The organism is Microbulbifer donghaiensis, from assembly GCF_900129095.1.
Taxonomy (GTDB): Bacteria; Pseudomonadota; Gammaproteobacteria; order Pseudomonadales; family Cellvibrionaceae; genus Microbulbifer; species Microbulbifer donghaiensis.
In genome coordinates this window covers 1,798,832-1,818,113 of record NZ_FQVA01000001.1, presented here as the reverse complement: position 1 = coordinate 1,818,113, position 19,282 = coordinate 1,798,832, and the positions used below count along the sequence as shown (strand labels likewise).

The following is a 19,282-nucleotide window of genomic DNA, read 5'->3' as shown; positions in this document are numbered from 1 at the left end:
CCGGAACTGACAGGATCGGCGGACCGCAGTGCCCCCGCATGGCAGCGGGCCCCGGGAACGGACAGTATAGGAAGTCGAGATAGAAATGCATTTTGCGTCCCGGATACTGCTGCTGGTGGTACTGGCACTTCCCCCTGCCGCGCTCGCCCAGCAGAGGATCGCCTCCCTCAATCTGTGCCTCGACCAGATACTGCTGCGCTGGGTGGATCCGCAGAATATTGTTTCCGTTACCTGGCTCTCGGGCGAAGACCACTATCGGCGCGCACCGCTGCCTGAGCACGTGTACCTGAATCGCGCGCAGGCGGAAGAGCTGTTGCCGCTGCAGCCGGACCTGATACTGGTCGGCCAGTTTGGCGCCCAGCGCGCGGCGCAGCGGCTGCGCGATCTCGGCCTGAATGTCGTCGCCATTCCCGATGCCTACAGCCTGGAACAGCTGCGCGATCAGCTGAGCGCGCTGGAAACTACGCTGGGACAACTGCCGCCTCTGCAAAAACAGAAACGGCAACTGGCTAAGCTGCTCGCCGCGCCGCTGCCGCCGGCGCAGGCCTCGGCGCTTATACTCTCCGCCAACAACATCACCTACGGCGATGGCATGCTCGAACACCAGTTACTGGAGCGCGCGGGTTTCAGCAACCTCGCGGCGCAGCAGGGGGTCAAGCAATTGGGCCGGGTCAGCCTCGAAGAGGTGGTCGCCGCGCAGCCGGATTTGCTGGTGTTTTACGGCGGTGAAAAAGATTTTGCCGTTGCACATCTGGCCACGCGCCACCCGGCACTGAAAAACTATATCGACAGCGGTCGTATCTACACGCTGCCGGAAGAGCTGGGATTTTGCCCGGCGCTGGTAGCGGCGGAAGTATTAGAGCAGCTCACGGATAAGAGAAAATCATTTGTTGACGCGCAGTAAATTTGTCCTCGCCATTTTGTTTGCCGCACTGCCGCTGGCGCTGATCGCTGCGCTGCTCAGTGGACCCGTGTCCGTAGATCTGGGCGCGGCGCTGAGTCAGGGCTGGCACAGTGACAGCAGCGATGCGGTGATTCTGTGGCAGTTGCGCCTGCCCCGGGCACTGCTCGCGATTCTCGTCGGCGCGGCGCTGGGCATGGGCGGTGCGGCCATGCAGGGCATGCTGCGCAATCCGCTGGCGGAACCGGCACTGCTGGGCGTGTCCAGCGGCGCGGCGCTCGCCGCCATCCTGCTGCTTTATTACGGCCTCGCCTGGCAATCCGGCTGGCTGCTGCCGGCGCTGGCCATATTCGGTGCCTTCTGCGCAGTGGCCTGCGTGTGGATGCTGGCCGGGCGCGGCGCCAGCGCCAGCCGACTGGTGCTGGCAGGCGTGGCCATCAATGCGTTTCTTTCTGCGCTGATGGCGCTGGCCCTGAATTACGCACCGAGTATGTTCGCGATGCAGGAAATTGTGTTCTGGCTGCTGGGCTCACTGGCCAATCGCGGCTGGGACCAGTTGCTGCTGGCGCTACCCTTTATCCTGTTCGGTGGCATTCTGCTGTACTGCGCGAGAAACTATCTGCGCGCTCTGTCCCTCGGCGAAGACAGCGCGGCGTCCCTCGGCTTTCGCGGCCGCCGCTATCCGTTGCTGGTATTGCTCGGCATCGCCAGCGCCGTGGGCGCGGCGGTGGCGGTGGCCGGTACCATCGGCTTTGTCGGTCTCGTCGTCCCGCATTTGACGCGCCCGCTGGTGAAGCAGGATCCGGGCCGGCTGCTGTGGAGCAGTGCCCTTGCCGGAGCGCTGCTGTTGCTGCTGGCGGATATTGTGGTGATCAATTTTGTCGGCGCGCAGGAACTTAGGATAGGGGCGGTGACGGCCTTTATCGGGGCGCCATTCTTCTTCTGGCTGATTGTCAGTGCGCGCAGGGGGCAACAGCTGTGAGCCGGGAAAAACACCTTGAAATTTCCTGTCTGAAACTGGCGCTGGAGCGCCGGCACCAGCGGGTGCTGAGTGACATCAGCTGCACTTTCAAACCCTTTGAGCTGACCGCGGTGGTGGGGCCGAACGGCGCCGGCAAGAGCAGCCTGCTGCAGTGTCTCGCCGGCGTGCTGATGCCGACCGCCGGGCAAATCGAGCTGAACGGCCAAGCCGCGGAGCAAATCTCCGCGGCGGAGCGCGCGCGCCGCGGTGCCTATCTGCCCCAGTCGGAGACGCCGGCCTGGAGCCTGAGTAGCGCGGACCTGGTGGCACTGGGGCTGCTGCCGTGGGGCAGACCCCCAGACCGCGAGCGGCGCGTAGCCGCAGCGCTGCAGCTGGTGGACGCGCAGCAGTTTGCGCATCGACCGGTGACTCAATTGTCCGGCGGCGAACTGCGCCGCGTGCAGCTGGCGCGACTGCTGGTCGGCGAGGCGCCGCTGCTGATTGCCGATGAACCCACTTCAGCCCTGGATATCCGCCACCAGCTGCAACTGATGCAGAATTTCCGCCGCCAGGCGGATGCGGGTAAGACGGTGGTGCTGGCCCTGCACGATCTCCCCCTCGCCGCGCGCTACTGCGATCGCATCCTGCTGCTGCAGGACGGCAAGCTGCGCGCCCAGGGCACGCCGGAAGATGTCTTGACCCCGGCGCTGATCGGAGATGTCTACGGCGTCAGCTGCGAATTCCGCTGGCGCGACGGCGTCGCCGACTTCGTGCCGCTGGATCTGCTGTAGCGGTGAAAATCATTTCCCACCCGGTACCTGATCCGTAGGGGCGAGTTTCGCAGCGCTGTTGCTGTCGCCTACCCGACCTCTGCCTCCTCCCTGTAGGAGCCTGCTTACAGGCGAAAGGGCGGAGCTCTGTAGCCATTCGCCTGCACGCAGGCTCCTACATGGAATTCCGACTACTAACCACCAATCACTAACCGCTGCTATACTGCCGCCCGCCGTGGGTGCCCAGCAGTGCTTTTGCACTTGGCTGGGGTAAACGGGAAGTCCGGTGATGTGCTTCAACACAGAGTCCGGCGCTGCCCCCGCAACGGTAAACCGCGCAATCGCGGTAAGCCCGATACCGGCCCTCGGTGATAGCCCTGACATGCCCCCCAGTCCTTGTTGCGGAGGCATGTCTCGGCCGGAGGATAAAGCGGAGGGCTTTGTCTGGTCTGTGTGCCGCCAGTATCACCGCGCACCGATTGCATACACCCTCCCTCAATCCGCAAGGCACCTCTAAACCCTACTGCGCGTGCGTCTGACGGCGTCCGGCGGTGCTCGGAATGCTCATGTACTGCACGTACACTCCGCTCCCTGCGCTCCGGCGGCCACCACCAGCCACCCGCTCGTTGCGGTTTTATAGGTGCTCTGCGAACACTTTCGAGATTGGGGATTCACCATGAAAAAAACTCTTATCGCCGCGGCCCTTATTGCCGCCGGCCAGCCGCTGTTGTCTGTTGCCGATGAGCTGGAACAGATGACGGTCACCGCCAGCCGTGTGGAAATACCGAAAGCACAGGTCGGCGTTTCCGTTTCTGTAATGACATCCGCGGATATCGAGCGCCTCGGCTACAGCAGCCTGCTGGATGTGATCCGCACCCTGCCGGGTATCTCTGTCAGTAACAATGGCGGTGCCGGTAAGGTCAGCTCTGTCTACCTGCGCGGTGAAAGTAACTTCCGCACCCTGGTACTTCTGGACGGCGTGAATATCGCCGACCCGGCGGCACCGCAAGTCGGCGCGCAGTTCCAGCACCTGCAGTCGGCCGATATCGAACGTATCGAGGTGCTGCGCGGTCCGCAGGGCATGATGTACGGCGCCGGCGCCGGCGGCGTGATCAATATCATCAGCAAGAAAGCCAGTGAACCGCTGCGTGTGCAGCTGGGTGCGGAGGCGGGCCGTTACGGCTCCCGCAAAGCCAGTGCCAAGCTGGGTGGCAGCCATGAGAAGTGGGATTACGATCTGAGTCTCGCCGATTTATCCAGCGACGGTTTCAACAGCCGCGAGAGCGATATCAGCGGCGAGCGCGACGGCTACGACAATCTCTCTGGCAGTGCGCGACTGGGCTATCAGTTCAGCGAAAAATTTTCTGTCGAAGGGCAGATGCGGCACACAGATGCAGAGTCGGAATACGATGGCTGCTTTGACGCGAACTTTTTGCAGACCAATGCCTGCGAGGATCAGTTTGCCCAGACCAGTTATCGTCTCGCCGGCAACTACAAGCCAAGCTCCATCGCTCATGAGTTGGCCGTTGCGCGCCAGGAAATTGAGCGCGACACCATTGCTTCCGGGCAGAGCAGTTTTGCCGTGGATGGCGCCATCGCCGAGCTGAACTATGTCGCCAGTAGTGACCTGGCCGGCGGGCAGCTGCTGTGGGGCGGCGAATACGAGCAGCAGGAATTCAGCAGCGATTACAGCGACCAGGATATCGACAGCCTGGGCCTGTTTGCCGAGTGGCGCGGCGATCTGGCCGGTAAACTTTTCTATACGCTGGGTTACCGCCGCGACAGCCTGGAAACCGAAGATCACAATAGCTGGCGTGCATCCGTTGCCTACCCGGTTTTGCTGGGTGAACAGCAGCAACTGAAGTATCGCGCGAGTTTCGGCACCGGTTACCGCGCTCCGAGCCCCTACGAGATCAGTCTCAACCTCGCCGAAGGTGTCGAGGCGGTGGGTCCGGAGACCAGCCGCGGATTCGAACTGGGAGTCGAATATCAACTGGCTCAATTGATGCAACTGGAGCTGGTATATTTTGACCAGGAAATCACTGATGCGATTGTCTATGACTACTCGCTGGGTACCTGGGGTGCCTATGGCCAGGACGACGGTGAGAGTCAGTCCCAGGGCGTGGAGATGTCCCTGGGCGGCAAGGTCGGCAACCGTTTTGACTGGTATCTCAACGGCACCTGGCTTGACGCCGTGGACACCACCGGCGAGCAGCGGTTACAGGTGCCGCAAAGGGTCTATAATCTCGGCGTCAGTTATTACCTGTTCGAAGACCGGCTGATGCTGAACGGCAACTGGCAGCAGGTGGAGGACCGCCTGGATGTCAGTGGCGAAATGCTGGACGACTACGGCAAACTGGACCTGAACGCCGTTTACCGACTGACGCAGAAACTGCGTTTGACGCTGCGCGGCGAAAACGTGCTCGACGAGGATTACCGTGAAGTGGCTGGCTTCAACACTACCGGAGCGGCTGTCTACGCCGGTGTGCAGCTGAGTTTGTAATCTATTGTCGCTGTACCGGGGCGGTACGGGTTTGTCCGTCCGCTCCCTTTACCTAACCCAACCCAACCCGCCCTTGGCCTTACTGCAATTCCTTTCGGCGGCAGATTAAAAACTTTCCCATGACTGAACCCGAAGACAAAGCCGAGCGCCACAAGAAGCGGATGCAGGCGCGCAAGAAAATTGTCGACGCAGGCGTGGCCCGCGCACTGGAAGAACGCGGCACTGTTATTCTCTATACCGGCGACGGCAAAGGGAAAACCACTGCGGCTATAGGTACGGTCACGCGCGCACTGGGATATGGCTACCGTGTTTTCGTGGCGCAGTTTATCAAGGGAGTCTGGGAGTGCGGGGAAAAGAACTTGCTCACACAGCTTCCCGAGGGAAAATACTCGCTGCACTGGCATGAGATGGGAACCGACTTCACCTGGGAAACCCAGGATTTCGACGCGGACAAAGCCGCTGCGCGCGCCTTGTGGAGTAAAGCCCGGGTGGCACTGCAAGATGAAGAAACCTACCTTGTCGTGCTCGACGAGCTCACTTATGCATTGAATTACCACTGGCTCGACAAGCAGGAAGTCGTCGAGGCGATTCAACAGCGACCACTACAGCAGACGGTCGTGATTACCGGCCGCGGTGCCAAGCAGTATCTTAAAGATATCGCCGATACGGTCAGCGAAATGCGCGCGCTCAAGCACGCCTTCAGTGAAGGTATCGCGGCCCGCAAGGGAATAGAGTGGTAGCCCGCCGGAATGACTGAAGTGCCGATCCGGAAAAAATAATTTGCCGAATCAGCAATCTTCACGAATTATTTCAGCAGCTTTCGCTTTCGCAAGGTTGCGCAAGCTCGGGAGCTGCTAATTGCAGTAGTCGCCGTCGAACTTTCAGCGGCGTAGCATTGAACCAGCGGCGGCAGGCTCGATTGAAAGAACTCTGTTCGCGGTAGCCGAGTAACGCCGCGATCTGGGTCATCGGCATTTCCGCTTCGGACAGGTAGCTTTCGGTACGGGCACGGCGAATATTATCGAGCAGCTCTTCGAAAATTACCCCGCGATCGCTGAGTCGGCGCTGTAGTGTGCGCTTGTGCATACCCAGCTGCTTTGCCACTTCCTGCAGACTGCAACGCTGGATTGGCATCAGGCGGTGGATCAGCAGTTCAACCTGGTTTTGCAGCTCCATCGGCTCATGCTGCAGCGCCTCGCCGATGTATTGGCTTAGATATTGCTGCAGCAGTGGGTCGCTCTGTGGGATCTTTTGTTCCAGGTGCTGCGGGCTCAGTGCCAGAGCGTCGCGCTCCTGGGAAAAATATACTGGGGCACCAAAAAATTCCTGGTATCTATCGTGCAGGGGCTCGGCAGCTTTCAGTAAAACAGCCTGAGGGCGGAAGCCATCGCCATAAAGCACTTTCAGGGCCATATGGGCGACGCCGAGCACCAACTCCTGGTTCTGGCGCAGCGCTGGCAGACCCGCTTCCGGCTCGAACCAAAGCTGCTGGCAGTTACTAGCGCTGTCATTATCCAACCCCATGCGCAGTCCCCGGGTAAAATAGTGCAGGCTGTTGATGATCAGGCGCAGCGCACTCTCGACCGTCGGAGTGTTCAGCGCCAAAGCGGCCAGCGGGCCAAATACCATTAACCCCTGGTACTGTGCCATGCGCAGGCCGAAGTCCGGGCAGTCCAGTTGCCGTGATGCCTCTTCGATCAGTCTTATCGTGGTGTTAAGCGGCAATACGCCTTCGAGATTTTTTACCGTATCCGGATCTATATTGAAGTTGCTCAGCAAGGCATCTGGATTTCCGTTGAGCCGAGTAACCAATTCATAAAACCCCGTCAATGAAGCGGTTTTTATCAGCTGAGTCATTTTCCTGTGAGTTCCCAGTGTGCTCCGGAAGTGCCGGAGCGAGTTTTGTTCTGCCGGAGCGATCCATCGGGTCGTCCGTTGTGGCAGCGTGTTTTTGTTAATTCTGCTAAAAGTTTTTGTTGTGATGAGCTGGAATAAATACCCCGGTTCCGATATCGCTGAGACTTATCACCCGCAATGAATAGATTTTTCTTGTGGCGGATTTCAATAAGCTCGCTAACAAACGCCAAACGTGCACGAACACCGGCGAATGCTTTATTAACTTTGGTTATAAGCTAATAAGAGTCACAGGATATTACTCGTTTTTTTGGGACAGTTTGTTGGCGAGTGGTGACATTCAGTTACGTTTGGTGGTGCATGGAATAAGTTGCGCCAGAAAAATAGTCTAAATTTCACCATTAGTTTGGAATATTTGTTTCATTGGTGGTGGCACATATTTCATTTTTCCCGGGAGGCGCAATGCACTTGAAACAAAAATTCATCATACGCAGCTGTGTATAGAAACTGTGCGATCAGGTGAAGCGAGCGTTTTTTGCGTTGTATCGCGCAGAAAATTTGGAAGTCCCTGATGATATCCGGGGTTCCTGCTGTATTGGCGCCACCCCGCCAGTGTTGGCTAGGTCAGCGCCAGTTCGCACGGCTTAGAAGCGATAGCCGATGCCCACGGAATAGACCCAGGGATCGAAATCGATGTCGGTCTTAATGACGGTGCGGCCGAAATTGGTTGGGAAGCGAATTCTCGCCTCAGTGTCGAGATCCAGGTACCAGACGGCGGCATTCACCAGCCAGCGGCTCTCGCGGCCGAGGGCGATGTCGATGCCGAGCTCGCCAGCCAGTCCCCAGGAGTCGTCCAGCTTCAGGTGGGCACCGGCCTGGGCACCGAGCACCATCATGAAGTAGTCATTTGCGGTGCGACTGATGTTCTCGTCCATAAAGGTGGTGTAATTGATACCGAGGCCCACATAGGGCTGGACCCAGGACTCCACGCAGACCGGGAACCACTGCACTGTGAGTGTCGGCGGCAGTTGATCGGTGTCGCCCAGATTGATGCGTCCGAGCGGCGTCCCCCCGGCGGGATCCGGCAGCCCGGAGACTTTCAGGTCGTGATTGAACGGGAAGGCGGCCAGCAGACCGAGTCCCCAGTGGTCGGCAAATAGCCAGGTGCCGGTAATGGTGGCGCTTTCGCCGTCGTCGACATACAAACGGGTGTCGGGAAGTTGGGTGCCATCTAATCGCAGCCAATTGGAGTCATCGTCGGGGTCCACTAATCCGGCGCCCATTCGCAGAATAATGCTGCCCTTTTCGTAATCGGCGAAGGCCTGGCCGGCCCCGAGGACCAGTGCCAGGGCGGCGGCGAGGAGGCTGGTGGATTTCATTTGCGATCGCTCCGTGAACTACGAGGAGGGGCTTCCACTAGTCAGTTTAGACACCGGTTCAGTTGGGCGACTCCTGTTGGTTGTATGCGGCGACAGAAAGATGCCATTTGCGCGGGGCGATCTGAAGCGCTCGGATATGTCATAATCCGCGCTCCCAATCGACAACCGATAGCAGTCAACTCAGCGGTGAAATAATGAAAATTGGAGTTTTGAAAACCGACGACGTGCGCAAGGAGCTGGTGGGCGAATTCGGCGAGTACCCGGAGATGTTTGCCGAGCTGCTGCGTAGCCAGGATCCAGAGCTTGAGTTCGTGACCTACGAAGTTCAGCGGGGCCACTTCCCGGACAATATCGACGAGGTGGACGCCTACCTGATTACCGGTAGTAAGACCGGTGTCTACGAGGACAAGGAGTGGATTCCGCCGCTGATGGAGTTTGTGCGCAAGCTGCACGACGCCAAGAAGCCGACCATCGGTATCTGTTTCGGTCACCAGCTGATCGCTCACGCCCTGGGAGGCAAAACGCGCAAGTCTGACAAGGGCTGGGGTATCGGCGTACACAGCTATGAGATGCAGGAGACCCCTGCATGGATGTCCGAGCCGATGCCGAGTTTCAGCCTGCTGGTCAGCCACCAGGACCAGGTCGAGGAGCTGCCGCCGGGCGCCAAGGTACTGGCCTCCAGCGAGTTCTGCCCAATGGCGATGGTGCAGGTGGACGACCATATGCTCACTTTCCAGGCCCACCCGGAATTCACCAAAACCTATTCCAAGAGCCTGATGGAACTGCGCCGCGAGGCCTTCGGCGAGGAACTGGCGGACAAGGGGCATGCCTCACTGCAGAACGACATCCACGAGAGTGCCGTGGCCAGGTGGATGGTGGAGTTTTTGCGTAAGTAACCTTTCTTTTGCAGGCGGGCAGTGCCCGCCTCACTTCCACTTGATATTCCAGCCCAGCGAAGGCCCTTGGTTCTAGCTGGGTTTCTCCCCCAGCCTGGTATCCGCCGCCGCGCGCAGGTCACTTTCGTTAATCTCTTTGTTGTTACCGGGCCGGCTACTGTCAAACTGTCCGCGGTATATCAGCTTGTGGTCACGACCGTACAGGAAAAAAACTGACCTACAGGCGGTTCCGAGCGTCCCCGCTACTTTCTGGCACTACGTTGGGTCGCTATTAAACTCGTTGCTGTTAATAGCAATGATGATCAGTCCTTCCTCTATATTTCTGTGCAAGCTCTGCTAGAGCCGCGGCCATATGTTTTACATAAGAGCCGTGATTACACATGAAGGCATCTGGTAGCGGTTGTATGGGGATGTCATGTCCGCTGTAAAAATGTCCGGAGGAGTCCGGCAGAAAAAATGTTGGTAGTGGGCTGCCAGGGGCTCAAACCAGAAGCGGTTTAAGTCGCAAGAGCGGCCTTAATCAAAAAAAATTAACAAAAACAGTTGGTTACAATGATTTTTTGTCTTCGGTAAGTGCGGATTGTCAATGCAGTTGGGCTCAAATTAACTTCGGCCTGTCTAAAAAAACGTAAAAATGTGATGTGGTTCACATTTTTCGGGTCGGGGATTATCCGTTTGGTTCGTTGAATTCAATGTGTTGGGAAAAAAAGTGGCCGCTGGGGGGTGGCCGCTAACCAATAACAAACAAAACGATCCAACGATCAAGAGGACGATACTATGATTCAGTCCACCTTCCGTAAGAGTCTGCTGGCTATAGCTGTGGGCGCTGCATTGTCAGCTCCCGTTTATGCTGCGGACGATACTAGGGGTCACCTGCGGGGAGCACTTATAGCTGATGGGGCAAATGCTTCCGGCGTAACCATTACTATTACTGGCCAAAAGCAGGGTATATCCCGAACTTTTGTTACCACCGGTGACGGTGAGTACCGTTTCCCGGCGATTGCCGCTGGTGTCTACGATATTGTAGCCACGAAGGATGGCCTGGTTATTGCCGAGCAAAAAGGCGTGGAAGTAGGCCTGGGCGGCAAGACCACGTTTAATCTTGTCGCTGCTGGGGCCGGCACAATTGAGGAGCTGGAAGTTGTCGGTAAGCAGATGGATGTGGATACCAGTTCTGCAGTCAAAGACTTCGTAGTTAATACCAGCGACCTGGCAGCAAAGATTCCTCTGGGACGCGACCTCACCTCTGTCGCTCTGATGGCTCCAAGCGCCGTTGCCGCGGACCAATCATTTGCTGCAAATAACCATGACGTGGCTACGCCGGCGATCAGCGGTGCCTCTGCTGCGGAAAACGCCTGTTTCGTCAATGGCCTGAACATTACCAACTTCCGAAATGGTCTCGGCTGCAGCCAGATTCCTTTTGACTTCATTGAGACTGTCCAGGTCAAGAACGGTGGTTATAACGCCGAATTTGGCCGCTCTATCGGCGGTGTAATCAATACCACTACCAAGCGCGGTGGTAACGAGTTTGAAAGTGGGGTCAAGGTCATCTGGGAGCCGGGCTCTCTACAGGGATCCTCCCCGGACACTGCAGGCGGTGCTAGTAACAAGAGCGATGAGCTGGACCAGGTTACCTACGCTATGTGGGCAAGTGGCGCCATCATTCAAGACAAGCTGTTCTACTATGCGCTGTACGCACCCCAGGCAACCGACAAATTCAATGGCGGCGACCTGGATATTGCTGGTCGTAATTACGACAGTTCTTGGCAGAACGACTTCTGGGGCGTGAAGCTCGATTACATCATCGCCGATGGTCACACGCTGGAATATACCGGGTTCGATGATACCCGCGTAGAGGAAGAAACAAACCGGGCCAATGATCCGAGTAGCACAAGTGAACCTGGAACTACTGAGTATTTCCGTGGCGGTGAAAACCACTCGATCAAGTACACCGGGGTCATGAACGACTGGGTGACAGTCAGCGCTCAATGGGGGATGAATGAATATGCGCGTAGTACAACCAGCTCCGCGGACGCATTCCCGGCAATTTATGACGACCGCCAGGGGACTCTGATTCCGGTAGGCGACTGGGCGTCCTTCCAGACATCAATGGCAGACGACGAGCGTGAAGCTTTCCGTCTGGATGTTGATATGTATCTCGGCGATCACAGTATCCGCTTCGGTATCGATCACGAAATCAATACTGCCACCGATGTGACGCAATACTCCGGTGGGGCTTACTACCGTTATTATGAAGCCTCCGCATCCAACGGATTTGTTACTGCTGGCCTGCTCGAAGAGGGCGATGAGTATGTGCGCAAGCGTGTCTACCAGTCGGGTGGCGAGTTCGAAACCGTCGCGTCAGCGCTGTATATCCAGGATGAATGGCAGATCAACGATCAGTTGACCCTGCATGCGGGTATCCGTAACGAGTCGTTCGATAACAAGAATGCCGAAGGCGATTCTTTTATCAAAATCGACAACCAGTGGGCTCCGCGACTGGGTGTCTCCTACGACCCGACTGGCGATGCAACCTCGCGCATCTATGCCAACTATGGACGTTACTACCTGCCGATTGCCGCGAATACCAATATTCGCATGGCCGGTGCTGAGTATTTCACTGCGGATTGGTACAAGCTGGACGGCATCAATTCGGACTGGACACCGATATACAACGAAGCCAACTTGCTGGATAGCGTTGTCTACGGCGACGGTACCGTTGCCGACACATCGGAAATCCTCGACACCAACATTGAGCCAATGTACCAGGACGAGTTCATCCTGGGTTACGAGTGGAATGTCGGCGACAGCTGGAATTTCGGCGTGCGTGGTGTATACCGCGACTTGAAGAGCACCATCGAAGACGTCGCTATCGACGCGGCTGTGCTGAATCGCGGTCTGTGTGATCCGAGCTTCTGTGGCGGCTTCCACTGGTATGTACTGACCAATCCTGGCTTTGATATGAACGTCAACCTGGATGTGGATGGCGATGGCACTCTCGATGGCCCCTTCGAATTCTCTGCAGGAGAGTTGGGTTACCCGAAAGCCACTCGTACCTATAAGGCGCTGGAATTCACCTTCGATCGTGAGTGGGATGGCAATTGGATGATGGGTGGCTCCTTGGTGCTGTCCAAGTCTGAAGGTAACCACGAAGGTTACGTGAAGTCTGACAACGCGCAGGATGACGCCGGCATTACCACTTCGTTCGACCAGCCCGGCCTCACCCACGGTATGGATGGATACCTGCCGAACGACCGCCGCTGGGTCATGAAAACCTGGGCCAGTTATCAGTTTGACAATGGTCTGCTGCTAGGTGGTTCCTTCACCGCTCAGGATGGTCGTCCCATCAACTGTATCGGTGTTGTGCCCGATTCTATTGATCCCTTCGCCGGAGCCTACGGTGCCGCAGGCATGTACTGTGGTGGCGAGCTGCAGCCGCGAGGCAGTCACGGCCGTACAAACGATATCTTCAACTTCGACCTGACGGCACGCTACGCAATTCCGGTAAGCGGTTTCACCGACAGTTCCGAAGTGGTTCTGCAAGCGGATATCTTCAACGTGTTTGACTCAGACACGGCTACAGAGGTGGACGAGCTCGGCGAAGACGGTGGTATGAACCCGAATCCCTTCTGGAAAACGCCCACTCGTTTCCAGAAGCCGAGGACTGTTCGCTTCACTGCTAGCTATAACTTCTAACTTGCTGAAAGGCTTTCCGGAAGCTACAAGCTCGTTTGGGGTTTCCGGTTTGAACGATAAGAAGTAAGAATAGCTTTATTCATTGGGGGGCTTATCTTTCCCTAAAGAAACCGGCCACATGGCCACTGCTGCCTCACAGTTCAGCAGACACAGGGCGAGCCTCATTTGAGGCTCGCTTTTTTTAGGTTCAGCGTACTTTGCCGGAAAACGCCGTCTAGATTTTCAGGACGAAGTAGTTGTTGTCCTGTTAAAGTGCGATGAGCCCTTTTATTGGGCTGGCAGAACAAAAGAAATTGCTTTAACTAGAGAACAGTGACAGTAGAGAGTTACCCTGGAAGAGAAACCTGAGCGTTAAGGTTACGTTAGTCGAATCAGGTAAATTTAGTTCAGTTAAAAGTCCGCCGCGGAGCTGGCGGCAATCTGGTAATTCCTCGCCGAGTAGTGTTCACATTCCTGCCAGCAGCTGTAACAGAGTTTGATGACATGGTCATCGTTACTATCGCAGGCCTTCTTCCTGACTCCCTTCCATGTGGGAAGTTCTTCATTGCTATCCACAATTGTGATTTGTTTCGGGCCGGTACTTAGATAGGCTACTGACAGCCCCTCCCAGAAATAACGCAGTGCAGTTTCAGGCTCTGGGCAATAGGGCAATACCAACCTGAGTGCATGACAGCCGGTCACTCCGTGCAGTAACGTGAATTCCCTCGTTCCGCAGTAGGCGTCGATCGCCACTCGCGCAATATCCTCCAGCCCCAGCTGCTCCGGCTGAATTGCAGTATCCATCCAGCCGCGTTGCTGCGTCACTGACTTCATATGGTCGGCAATATTTCCGGGCGCCAGCGAGATCAGCGGAAATCGCTCGGCCAAACGCGGCAATATTTCCGATGCATGCTCGCTGGTCCGCTCTTCACTGGCGGGCAGTGTGTGATATTCGAGATTCCAGTAAGCCAGCCCTGCGGCAACCTCTTGTTGGTGATCGGCGTCTACGCCGTAGGCAGTACGGATCAACGGGTGGAAGGCGGCGCTGGCAATTGCCGGCAGTAATGGCGGCAATTCGCGGCGCAGGCATTCGCCAATACCGTGCTGTTTGATCTGGACTTCGTAATAGCGCAGCGCGCTGGGAAACAGCTCTTCGCGATTGCGGCACTCGGCGATCGATACGTTGGACTTCGGGGGCAGGAACTCGGGCCGTTCGAGATGTGGAACGGAGCGGTCGAAGGCGTGCCGTAGCTGCTCTCGGCTGGCTCCCATCTTGTCCAGCGCGATCAGTACCATCGGCAAGTGGTTGGCGAGGCGGTCGCCGTAGCGGACATGGTAGCGGCTGGCTGCTTCCAGCAATTCCGCGCAGTAGCGGGTGATACTCATGGTCGGTGCCTACTGGCCGTTGTTTACTCTATTTCTACTCGATCTCCCAAGTTTATGGTGATGTCGCATGGGTCGCTAAGTCGCGGCGCGAGGTTCTGGCCGAAGTAGACTTGGCCGTCATCTCCCCGGCGGTATCTGGCCAGTGTGCGCAGCGGTTCTTTGGTTACCGCGCCGGTCAGGGGGTCCAGCCCGGGTATAGCGCAGCGCGCGCAGGCATGGGTGCATTCCAGTTCCACCGCTCCTGCAGCCGTATGGATGCGGATCAGTCGCCAGTGGTCCTCGGCAAAGGGCGCGGCGCCGTCGATCACCAGGTTGGGGCGAAAGCGCAACATCGACACCGGCGTTTCGAGGCGGCCGTTGAGATCGTCGAGGGAGGCCTGGCCGATCAGCAGTAACGGAGCGCCGTCGGCGAAGCCGACCTGCAACCGCTCCCTGGGGGCCGCTAGCGGTCGCCGGAATTCCGCCCCCATGGCCACCAGTCGCACCGGTGTGTGTAACTGTTCGCTCAGCCAGGCGGCGGCATCTTCACCCGCATCCCGCGCAGTAACGGTATCGTGCCAGATGGCGACTTCTCGCAGTGCGGCGGAGTCGCCGGGGTGAGGCACTTCGATCTGCTCTCCGGCGTCGTTTTCGATGCGTAGTCCGTTGGCCGTGTTGCTCGCGATCAGTCGCGCCATGGCGCGCAGGCGTCGCTGGGTGACGAACTGGTTGTCTTCATCCACCAGCATCCAGCGACGGTCACCGACGGCGCCGAAGCGGTCGAGCGCCAGCGCGTCGCAGCTGTGCCCCTGTAGTGACTTGACCGGATAGTGATAGAGCGCGGAGACGTACATGCTGTTTGTCGTGGTTGGTGGTGAGTGTCGACAACAAAAAAGCCCGCGAACTGCGGGCTTTTTTATCAGGTCTTGAGCTTCTTGTAGTGCATGCGGTGCGGCGTGGCGTCCTCACCTTTGCGTTTCACGAAGTCTTCGTGATATTCGGTGTAGTTGCCCTCGAAGAAGACCGCTTCACTCTCGCCCTCGTAGGCGAGGATGTGCGTGGCGACGCGGTCCAGGAACCAGCGGTCGTGCGAGATCACCAGGGCACAGCCGGGGAAGTTCAGCATGGCTTCTTCCAGCGCGCGCAGGGTCTCGATATCCAGGTCGTTGGACGGTTCGTCGAGCAGCAGCACGTTGGCGCCCTGCTTCAGGGTATAGGCCAGGTGCAGGCGACCGCGTTCACCGCCGGACAGTTCGCCGACGCGCTTCTGCTGATCACTGCCCTTGAAGTTGAAGCGGCCGACGTAATTGCGGGAGCCAACTTCGTAGTTGTTGATCTTCAGCATGTCGTGACCGTCGGAGATGGCTTCCCACACGGTCTTGTTGTCATCGAGATTCTCGCGGCCCTGTTCGACGTAGGCGATCTTCACGGTTTCCCCGATCTTGATCTCGCCGCTGTCCGGCTTTTCCGTGCCAGTAATCATGCGGAACAGGGTGGACTTACCGGCGCCGTTGCCGCCGACGATACCCACGATCGCGCCTTTGGGTACGCGGAAGGACAGGTTGTCGATCAGCAGGCGATCGGTGAAGCCCTTGCGGACGTTGACGAACTCAATCACGTTGTCGCCCAGGCGCTCACCCGGCGGAATGTAGATCTCGTTGGTTTCGTTGCGGGCCTGGAATTCCTGCGACTGCATTTCCTCCAGGCGGGCGAGACGCGCCTTGCTCTTGGACTGGCGCCCCTTCGGGTTCTGGCGCGCCCACTCCAGTTCCTTCTGCATGGATTTCATGCGCGCCTGCTCGGATTTCTGTTCCTGCTCCAGGCGTTTCTCTTTCTGTTCCAGCCAGGTGGTGTAGTTACCCTCCCAGGGAATGCCGTGACCGCGGTCCAGTTCCAGAATCCAGCCAGCGACGTTATCGAGGAAGTAGCGGTCGTGGGTGATGGCCACCACGGTGCCGTCGAAATCGTGCAGGAAGCGCTCCAGCCAGAATACGGACTCCGCATCCAGGTGGTTGGTCGGCTCGTCCAGCAGAAGCATGTCCGGGCGCGACAGCAGCAGGCGGCACAGGGCCACGCGGCGCTTCTCACCGCCGGACAGCAGATTCACGTCCGCGTCCCAGGGCGGCAGGCGCAACGCGTCGGCAGCCACTTCCAGGCGGTGTTCCAGGTTATGGGCGTCCCAGGCCTGGATGACGTCTTCATACTGTTGCTGCTTCTTCGCTAGCGCGTCGAAGTCGGCGTCCGGCTCGGCGTAATCGGCGTAGACCTGTTCCAGGCCGGCGAGGGCGTCGATGGCCTCGCGCATGCCGTCCTCGACGTTGCCGCGCACATTCTTGGACAGGTCCAGCTGCGGCTCCTGCGGCAGATAGCCGACCTTGATGCCCGGCATGGCGCGGGCCTCGCCATTGTAGTCCTGGTCCACGCCGGCCATGATGCGCAACAGGGTGGACTTACCTGCGCCGTTCAGACCCAGCACGCCGATCTTGGCGCCGGGGAAAAAGGACAGGGAGATATCCTTGAGAATTTCGCGTTTGGGCGGGACTACCTTGCCCACCCGGTTCATCGTATATACGTATTCGGCCATTGAGGGTTCCAGTCAGGGAGTTGCTAGCAGCCCGCCGGACTTAGGCGTTTGTCGCGGGGGAAAGTCCGGATCGAGCTATATTTTGCGCAAATTCGAGGCGAATAGCCCGTTATTTAACGAGGATTTGCGCACAAAAGAGCCGAACCCGGCTTTCCGCAGGCTGCATAGGTCAGAATTTGCGCGCAACTTATCAGTTTGCCGGAAAAGTGCAACCGGGCGCGGCAATATTCAAAATCCCGCCGATCGGCTCCCGCCGCCGGTGCGGCTGACGTAGCGGTCCATCTGTGTTTAACTGCGGCGCAACTTCCAGCAAAACAAGAAGTAGAGATGGACCAGCTGAACATGGGTGATGGCCCAGTACTGTTTTCCCGCCGCGGCGCCCTGGCGATCGCCACCCTGAATCTGCCCAAGGCGCTCAATGCGCTGAATCTGGACATGATCGAGCTGTTGTCCTCGCAGCTGGATCAGTGGGCTGACGACGACGGAGTGGCCGCCGTCTGGATTGACGGCAGCGGCGACAAGGCCTTTTGCGCAGGTGGCGATGTCGTCGCCCTGTATCGAGAGTCGGCGGCGTACGGTGAGACGCCGGACTACGCCTACACGACCGACTTCTTCTCCCGTGAATACCGCCTCGACCACAAGATCCACACCTATAAGAAGCCGATCGTGGTTTGGGGGGGTGGTATCGTGATGGGGGGGGGTATCGGCATCATGGCCGGCGCCAGCCACCGTATCGTGACCGAAACCACGCGCATGGCGATGCCGGAGGTGACTATCGGCCTGTTCCCGGATGTGGGCGGCAGCTGGTTCCTCAACCGCATGCCGGGCCGCTGCGGCCTGTTCCTGGGGCTCACCGGCGCACAGTTCAACGGCAGCGACGCACTCTTTGCCGGCATGGCCGACCGCATGTTGCCGGACGGGCAGCGGGAAGCGGCACAGGCGGCGCTGGCAGGGCTGGACTTTGCCGCCAATCACGAGACCAATCACCGCTTGATCAGTGACTGTCTGAAGCCGCTGGAGCTGCCGCTCGCCGAGCGGCCGGTGTCCGCGTTGCGCGAGCATTTCGACCAAATCCAGCAGCTCACCGATTTTGCCAGTCTGCCCGAGGTCTGCCGCTCCATCACCGCTTACCAGGGGGACGACAAGTGGTTGCAGAAAGCAGCGGCAACCCTCGCCGGTGGTTCACCGCTGACACCCTGGATCGTCTGGGAGCAGCTCAGGCACGGGCGTCACCTGTCGTTGGCCGATGTGTTTCGTATGGAGCTGGCGCTGGCGGTAAATCTCTGTGCCAGTGGTCATTTCAAGGAAGGGGTGCGGGCACTGCTGATCGACAAGGATCGGCAGCCGCAATGGCAGCCGGCGGCCCTGGAGGGAATTACCGCGGAACAGGTAGAGCGGTGTTTCGAGGCGCCCTGGGGCGAGCATCCGCTGTCGGATTTGTAGATTTGTAGGATGGGCAAAGAATAAAAAACAAGGGGTGAACACCATGGAGAAAATAGCTTTTATCGGTCTCGGCAATATGGGCGGCCCTATGGCCGCAAACCTGGTTGGGGCGGGGTACGCAGTCACTGCCTTTGACCTGTCCCCGGTGGCTCTGGAGCAGGCGGTCGCATGCGGATGCACCCGCGGGGAGAGTGCCGAAAGCGCGGCGCGGGGCGCCGACGTGGTGATCTCGATGTTGCCGAGCGGCGCCGCCGTCAAAGGCCTGTACCTGGGTGCGCGCGGGCTGTTGCAGGCCCTGGATGCGGGAGCATTGGTGATCGACTGTTCCACGATTTCCGCCGCCGACGCGCGCCAATTGATTGCCGCCGCCGGCGAGCGGGATATACGCGCGGTGGATGCCCCCGTCTCCGGTGGTACCGCGGCGGCAGTGGCGGGAACCCTGTCGTTTATGTGTGGTGGCGATGCCGGTGCGGTGGATGCGGCGCGACCGTATTTACAGGCGATGGGCGCCAACATCTTTCATGCCGGGCCGGCCGGGTCCGGTCAGGTGGCAAAGATCTGCAACAACATGCTGCTCGCCATTCATATGATCGGCACCGCGGAGGCGCTGCAGCTGGGCGTCGACAATGGCCTGGATCCGAAGGTGTTGTCGGACATCATGAAAGCCAGTTCCGGTGGCAACTGGTCGCTGGAAAAATACAATCCCTATCCCGGGGTCATGGACAATGTGCCAGCTGCCAATGGCTATGCCGGCGGCTTTGCGGTGGCGCTGATGCTGAAGGACCTGGGGCTGGCAATGGATACGGCGGCCGGCAGCGCTTCGTCAACGCCGCTCGGGGCGCTGGCGAAAAATCTTTACCAGCTGCACGGTAGTCGCGAGGAAATCCGCCGCTTGGATTTCTCCAGTATTCAGAATCTCTTTCGGCGTCCGGCGGGCGACTGAATGCGATA

14 protein-coding genes and 1 riboswitch are annotated in these 19,282 nt (G+C 58.5%); of the genes, 9 read left to right on the top strand and 5 right to left on the bottom strand.

Going from position 1 to position 19,282, the window contains the following annotated elements:
- Nucleotides 1-85: 85 nt before the first annotated feature.
- From BUC36_RS07675 to cobO, 5 genes are all read left to right on the top strand, one after another.
- The gene (locus BUC36_RS07675; protein ID WP_073273336.1) at nucleotides 86-904 is read left to right on the top strand and encodes an ABC transporter substrate-binding protein; all 819 of its coding nucleotides are present in this window, start codon (nucleotides 86-88) and stop codon (nucleotides 902-904) included.
- Nucleotides 888-1,883 (top strand): FecCD family ABC transporter permease, encoded by a 996-nt coding sequence (locus BUC36_RS07670; protein WP_143186906.1) that lies wholly within the window; start codon nucleotides 888-890, stop codon nucleotides 1,881-1,883. Before BUC36_RS07675 ends, BUC36_RS07670 begins: the two co-directional genes overlap by 17 nt.
- On the top strand, nucleotides 1,880-2,653 hold the full coding sequence (locus BUC36_RS07665) for an ABC transporter ATP-binding protein (protein WP_073273332.1): 774 nt from the start codon (nucleotides 1,880-1,882) through the stop codon (nucleotides 2,651-2,653). Before BUC36_RS07670 ends, BUC36_RS07665 begins: the two co-directional genes overlap by 4 nt.
- A 199-nt stretch (nucleotides 2,654-2,852) precedes the next feature.
- A riboswitch (cobalamin riboswitch) is annotated at nucleotides 2,853-3,013 on the top strand.
- Nucleotides 3,014-3,308: 295 nt separating this feature from the next.
- Nucleotides 3,309-5,135 carry a TonB-dependent receptor plug domain-containing protein gene (locus BUC36_RS07660; protein WP_073273330.1) on the top strand — a complete coding sequence of 609 codons (1,827 nt, stop codon included), beginning with the start codon at nucleotides 3,309-3,311 and terminating at the stop codon, nucleotides 5,133-5,135.
- Nucleotides 5,136-5,254: 119 nt separating this feature from the next.
- Nucleotides 5,255-5,875: a cob(I)yrinic acid a,c-diamide adenosyltransferase gene (cobO, locus tag BUC36_RS07655; RefSeq protein WP_073273327.1), complete on the top strand. Its 621-nt coding sequence runs from the start codon at nucleotides 5,255-5,257 to the stop codon at nucleotides 5,873-5,875.
- A 70-nt stretch (nucleotides 5,876-5,945) separates the two neighbouring features.
- Here cobO and BUC36_RS07650 read toward each other — a convergent pair whose 3' ends face one another.
- Together BUC36_RS07650 and BUC36_RS07645 are read right to left on the bottom strand one after the other, a co-directional pair.
- Nucleotides 5,946-6,914 carry an AraC family transcriptional regulator gene (locus tag BUC36_RS07650; protein WP_159436000.1) on the bottom strand — a complete coding sequence of 323 codons (969 nt, stop codon included), beginning with the start codon at nucleotides 6,912-6,914 and terminating at the stop codon, nucleotides 5,946-5,948.
- Nucleotides 6,915-7,633: 719 nt separating this feature from the next.
- Nucleotides 7,634-8,368, bottom strand: coding sequence for an OmpW/AlkL family protein (locus BUC36_RS07645; protein WP_073273323.1), 735 nt, complete (start codon nucleotides 8,366-8,368; stop codon nucleotides 7,634-7,636).
- A gap of 194 nt (nucleotides 8,369-8,562) precedes the next feature.
- On the opposite strand from BUC36_RS07645, the gene BUC36_RS07640 reads away from it, so the two are divergent.
- Together BUC36_RS07640 and BUC36_RS07635 are read left to right on the top strand one after the other, a co-directional pair.
- Nucleotides 8,563-9,264 (top strand): glutamine amidotransferase-related protein, encoded by a 702-nt coding sequence (locus BUC36_RS07640; protein ID WP_073273321.1) that lies wholly within the window; start codon nucleotides 8,563-8,565, stop codon nucleotides 9,262-9,264.
- A 777-nt stretch (nucleotides 9,265-10,041) separates the two neighbouring features.
- Nucleotides 10,042-12,960 (top strand): TonB-dependent receptor, encoded by a 2,919-nt coding sequence (locus BUC36_RS07635; protein WP_073273319.1) that lies wholly within the window; start codon nucleotides 10,042-10,044, stop codon nucleotides 12,958-12,960.
- A gap of 390 nt (nucleotides 12,961-13,350) precedes the next feature.
- Here BUC36_RS07635 and BUC36_RS07630 read toward each other — a convergent pair whose 3' ends face one another.
- The 3 genes from BUC36_RS07630 to ettA all read right to left on the bottom strand — a co-directional run bounded on the left by BUC36_RS07630 (nucleotide 13,351) and on the right by ettA (nucleotide 16,888).
- Nucleotides 13,351-14,325: a questin oxidase family protein gene (locus BUC36_RS07630; protein WP_073273317.1), complete on the bottom strand. Its 975-nt coding sequence runs from the start codon at nucleotides 14,323-14,325 to the stop codon at nucleotides 13,351-13,353.
- Between the two features lie 23 nt (nucleotides 14,326-14,348).
- Entirely contained in the window at nucleotides 14,349-15,158 is an 810-nt protein-coding gene (locus tag BUC36_RS07625; protein ID WP_073273314.1) for an MOSC domain-containing protein, read from the bottom strand.
- 65 nt (nucleotides 15,159-15,223) lie between these two features.
- The gene (gene ettA, locus BUC36_RS07620) at nucleotides 15,224-16,888 is read right to left on the bottom strand and encodes an energy-dependent translational throttle protein EttA (protein ID WP_073273312.1); all 1,665 of its coding nucleotides are present in this window, start codon (nucleotides 16,886-16,888) and stop codon (nucleotides 15,224-15,226) included.
- Nucleotides 16,889-17,215: 327 nt separating this feature from the next.
- Here ettA and BUC36_RS07615 point away from each other — a divergent pair, with 327 nt between their 5' ends.
- Together BUC36_RS07615 and mmsB are read left to right on the top strand one after the other, a co-directional pair.
- Nucleotides 17,216-18,331, top strand: coding sequence for an enoyl-CoA hydratase/isomerase family protein (locus BUC36_RS07615; RefSeq protein ID WP_073273310.1), 1,116 nt, complete (start codon nucleotides 17,216-17,218; stop codon nucleotides 18,329-18,331).
- On the top strand, nucleotides 18,324-19,274 hold the full coding sequence (gene mmsB, locus BUC36_RS07610; protein WP_268778218.1) for a 3-hydroxyisobutyrate dehydrogenase: 951 nt from the start codon (nucleotides 18,324-18,326) through the stop codon (nucleotides 19,272-19,274). Before BUC36_RS07615 ends, mmsB begins: the two co-directional genes overlap by 8 nt.
- Nucleotides 19,275-19,282: the final 8 nt, after the last annotated feature.

What these genes read in the sequence shown, in the direction of transcription:
- BUC36_RS07675 (WP_073273336.1), top strand. Translation starts at nt 86, where the DNA reads ATGCATTTTGCGTCCCGGATACTGCTGCTGGTGGTACTGGCACTTCCC.
- BUC36_RS07660 (WP_073273330.1), top strand. Translation starts at nt 3,309, where the DNA reads ATGAAAAAAACTCTTATCGCCGCGGCCCTTATTGCCGCCGGCCAGCCG.
- cobO (WP_073273327.1), top strand. Translation starts at nt 5,255, where the DNA reads ATGACTGAACCCGAAGACAAAGCCGAGCGCCACAAGAAGCGGATGCAG.
- BUC36_RS07645 (WP_073273323.1), bottom strand. Translation starts at nt 8,368, where the DNA reads ATGAAATCCACCAGCCTCCTCGCCGCCGCCCTGGCACTGGTCCTCGGG.
- BUC36_RS07640 (WP_073273321.1), top strand. Translation starts at nt 8,563, where the DNA reads ATGAAAATTGGAGTTTTGAAAACCGACGACGTGCGCAAGGAGCTGGTG.
- BUC36_RS07635 (WP_073273319.1), top strand. Translation starts at nt 10,042, where the DNA reads ATGATTCAGTCCACCTTCCGTAAGAGTCTGCTGGCTATAGCTGTGGGC.
- BUC36_RS07630 (WP_073273317.1), bottom strand. Translation starts at nt 14,325, where the DNA reads ATGAGTATCACCCGCTACTGCGCGGAATTGCTGGAAGCAGCCAGCCGC.
- BUC36_RS07625 (WP_073273314.1), bottom strand. Translation starts at nt 15,158, where the DNA reads ATGTACGTCTCCGCGCTCTATCACTATCCGGTCAAGTCACTACAGGGG.
- ettA (WP_073273312.1), bottom strand. Translation starts at nt 16,888, where the DNA reads ATGGCCGAATACGTATATACGATGAACCGGGTGGGCAAGGTAGTCCCG.
- BUC36_RS07615 (WP_073273310.1), top strand. Translation starts at nt 17,216, where the DNA reads ATGGACCAGCTGAACATGGGTGATGGCCCAGTACTGTTTTCCCGCCGC.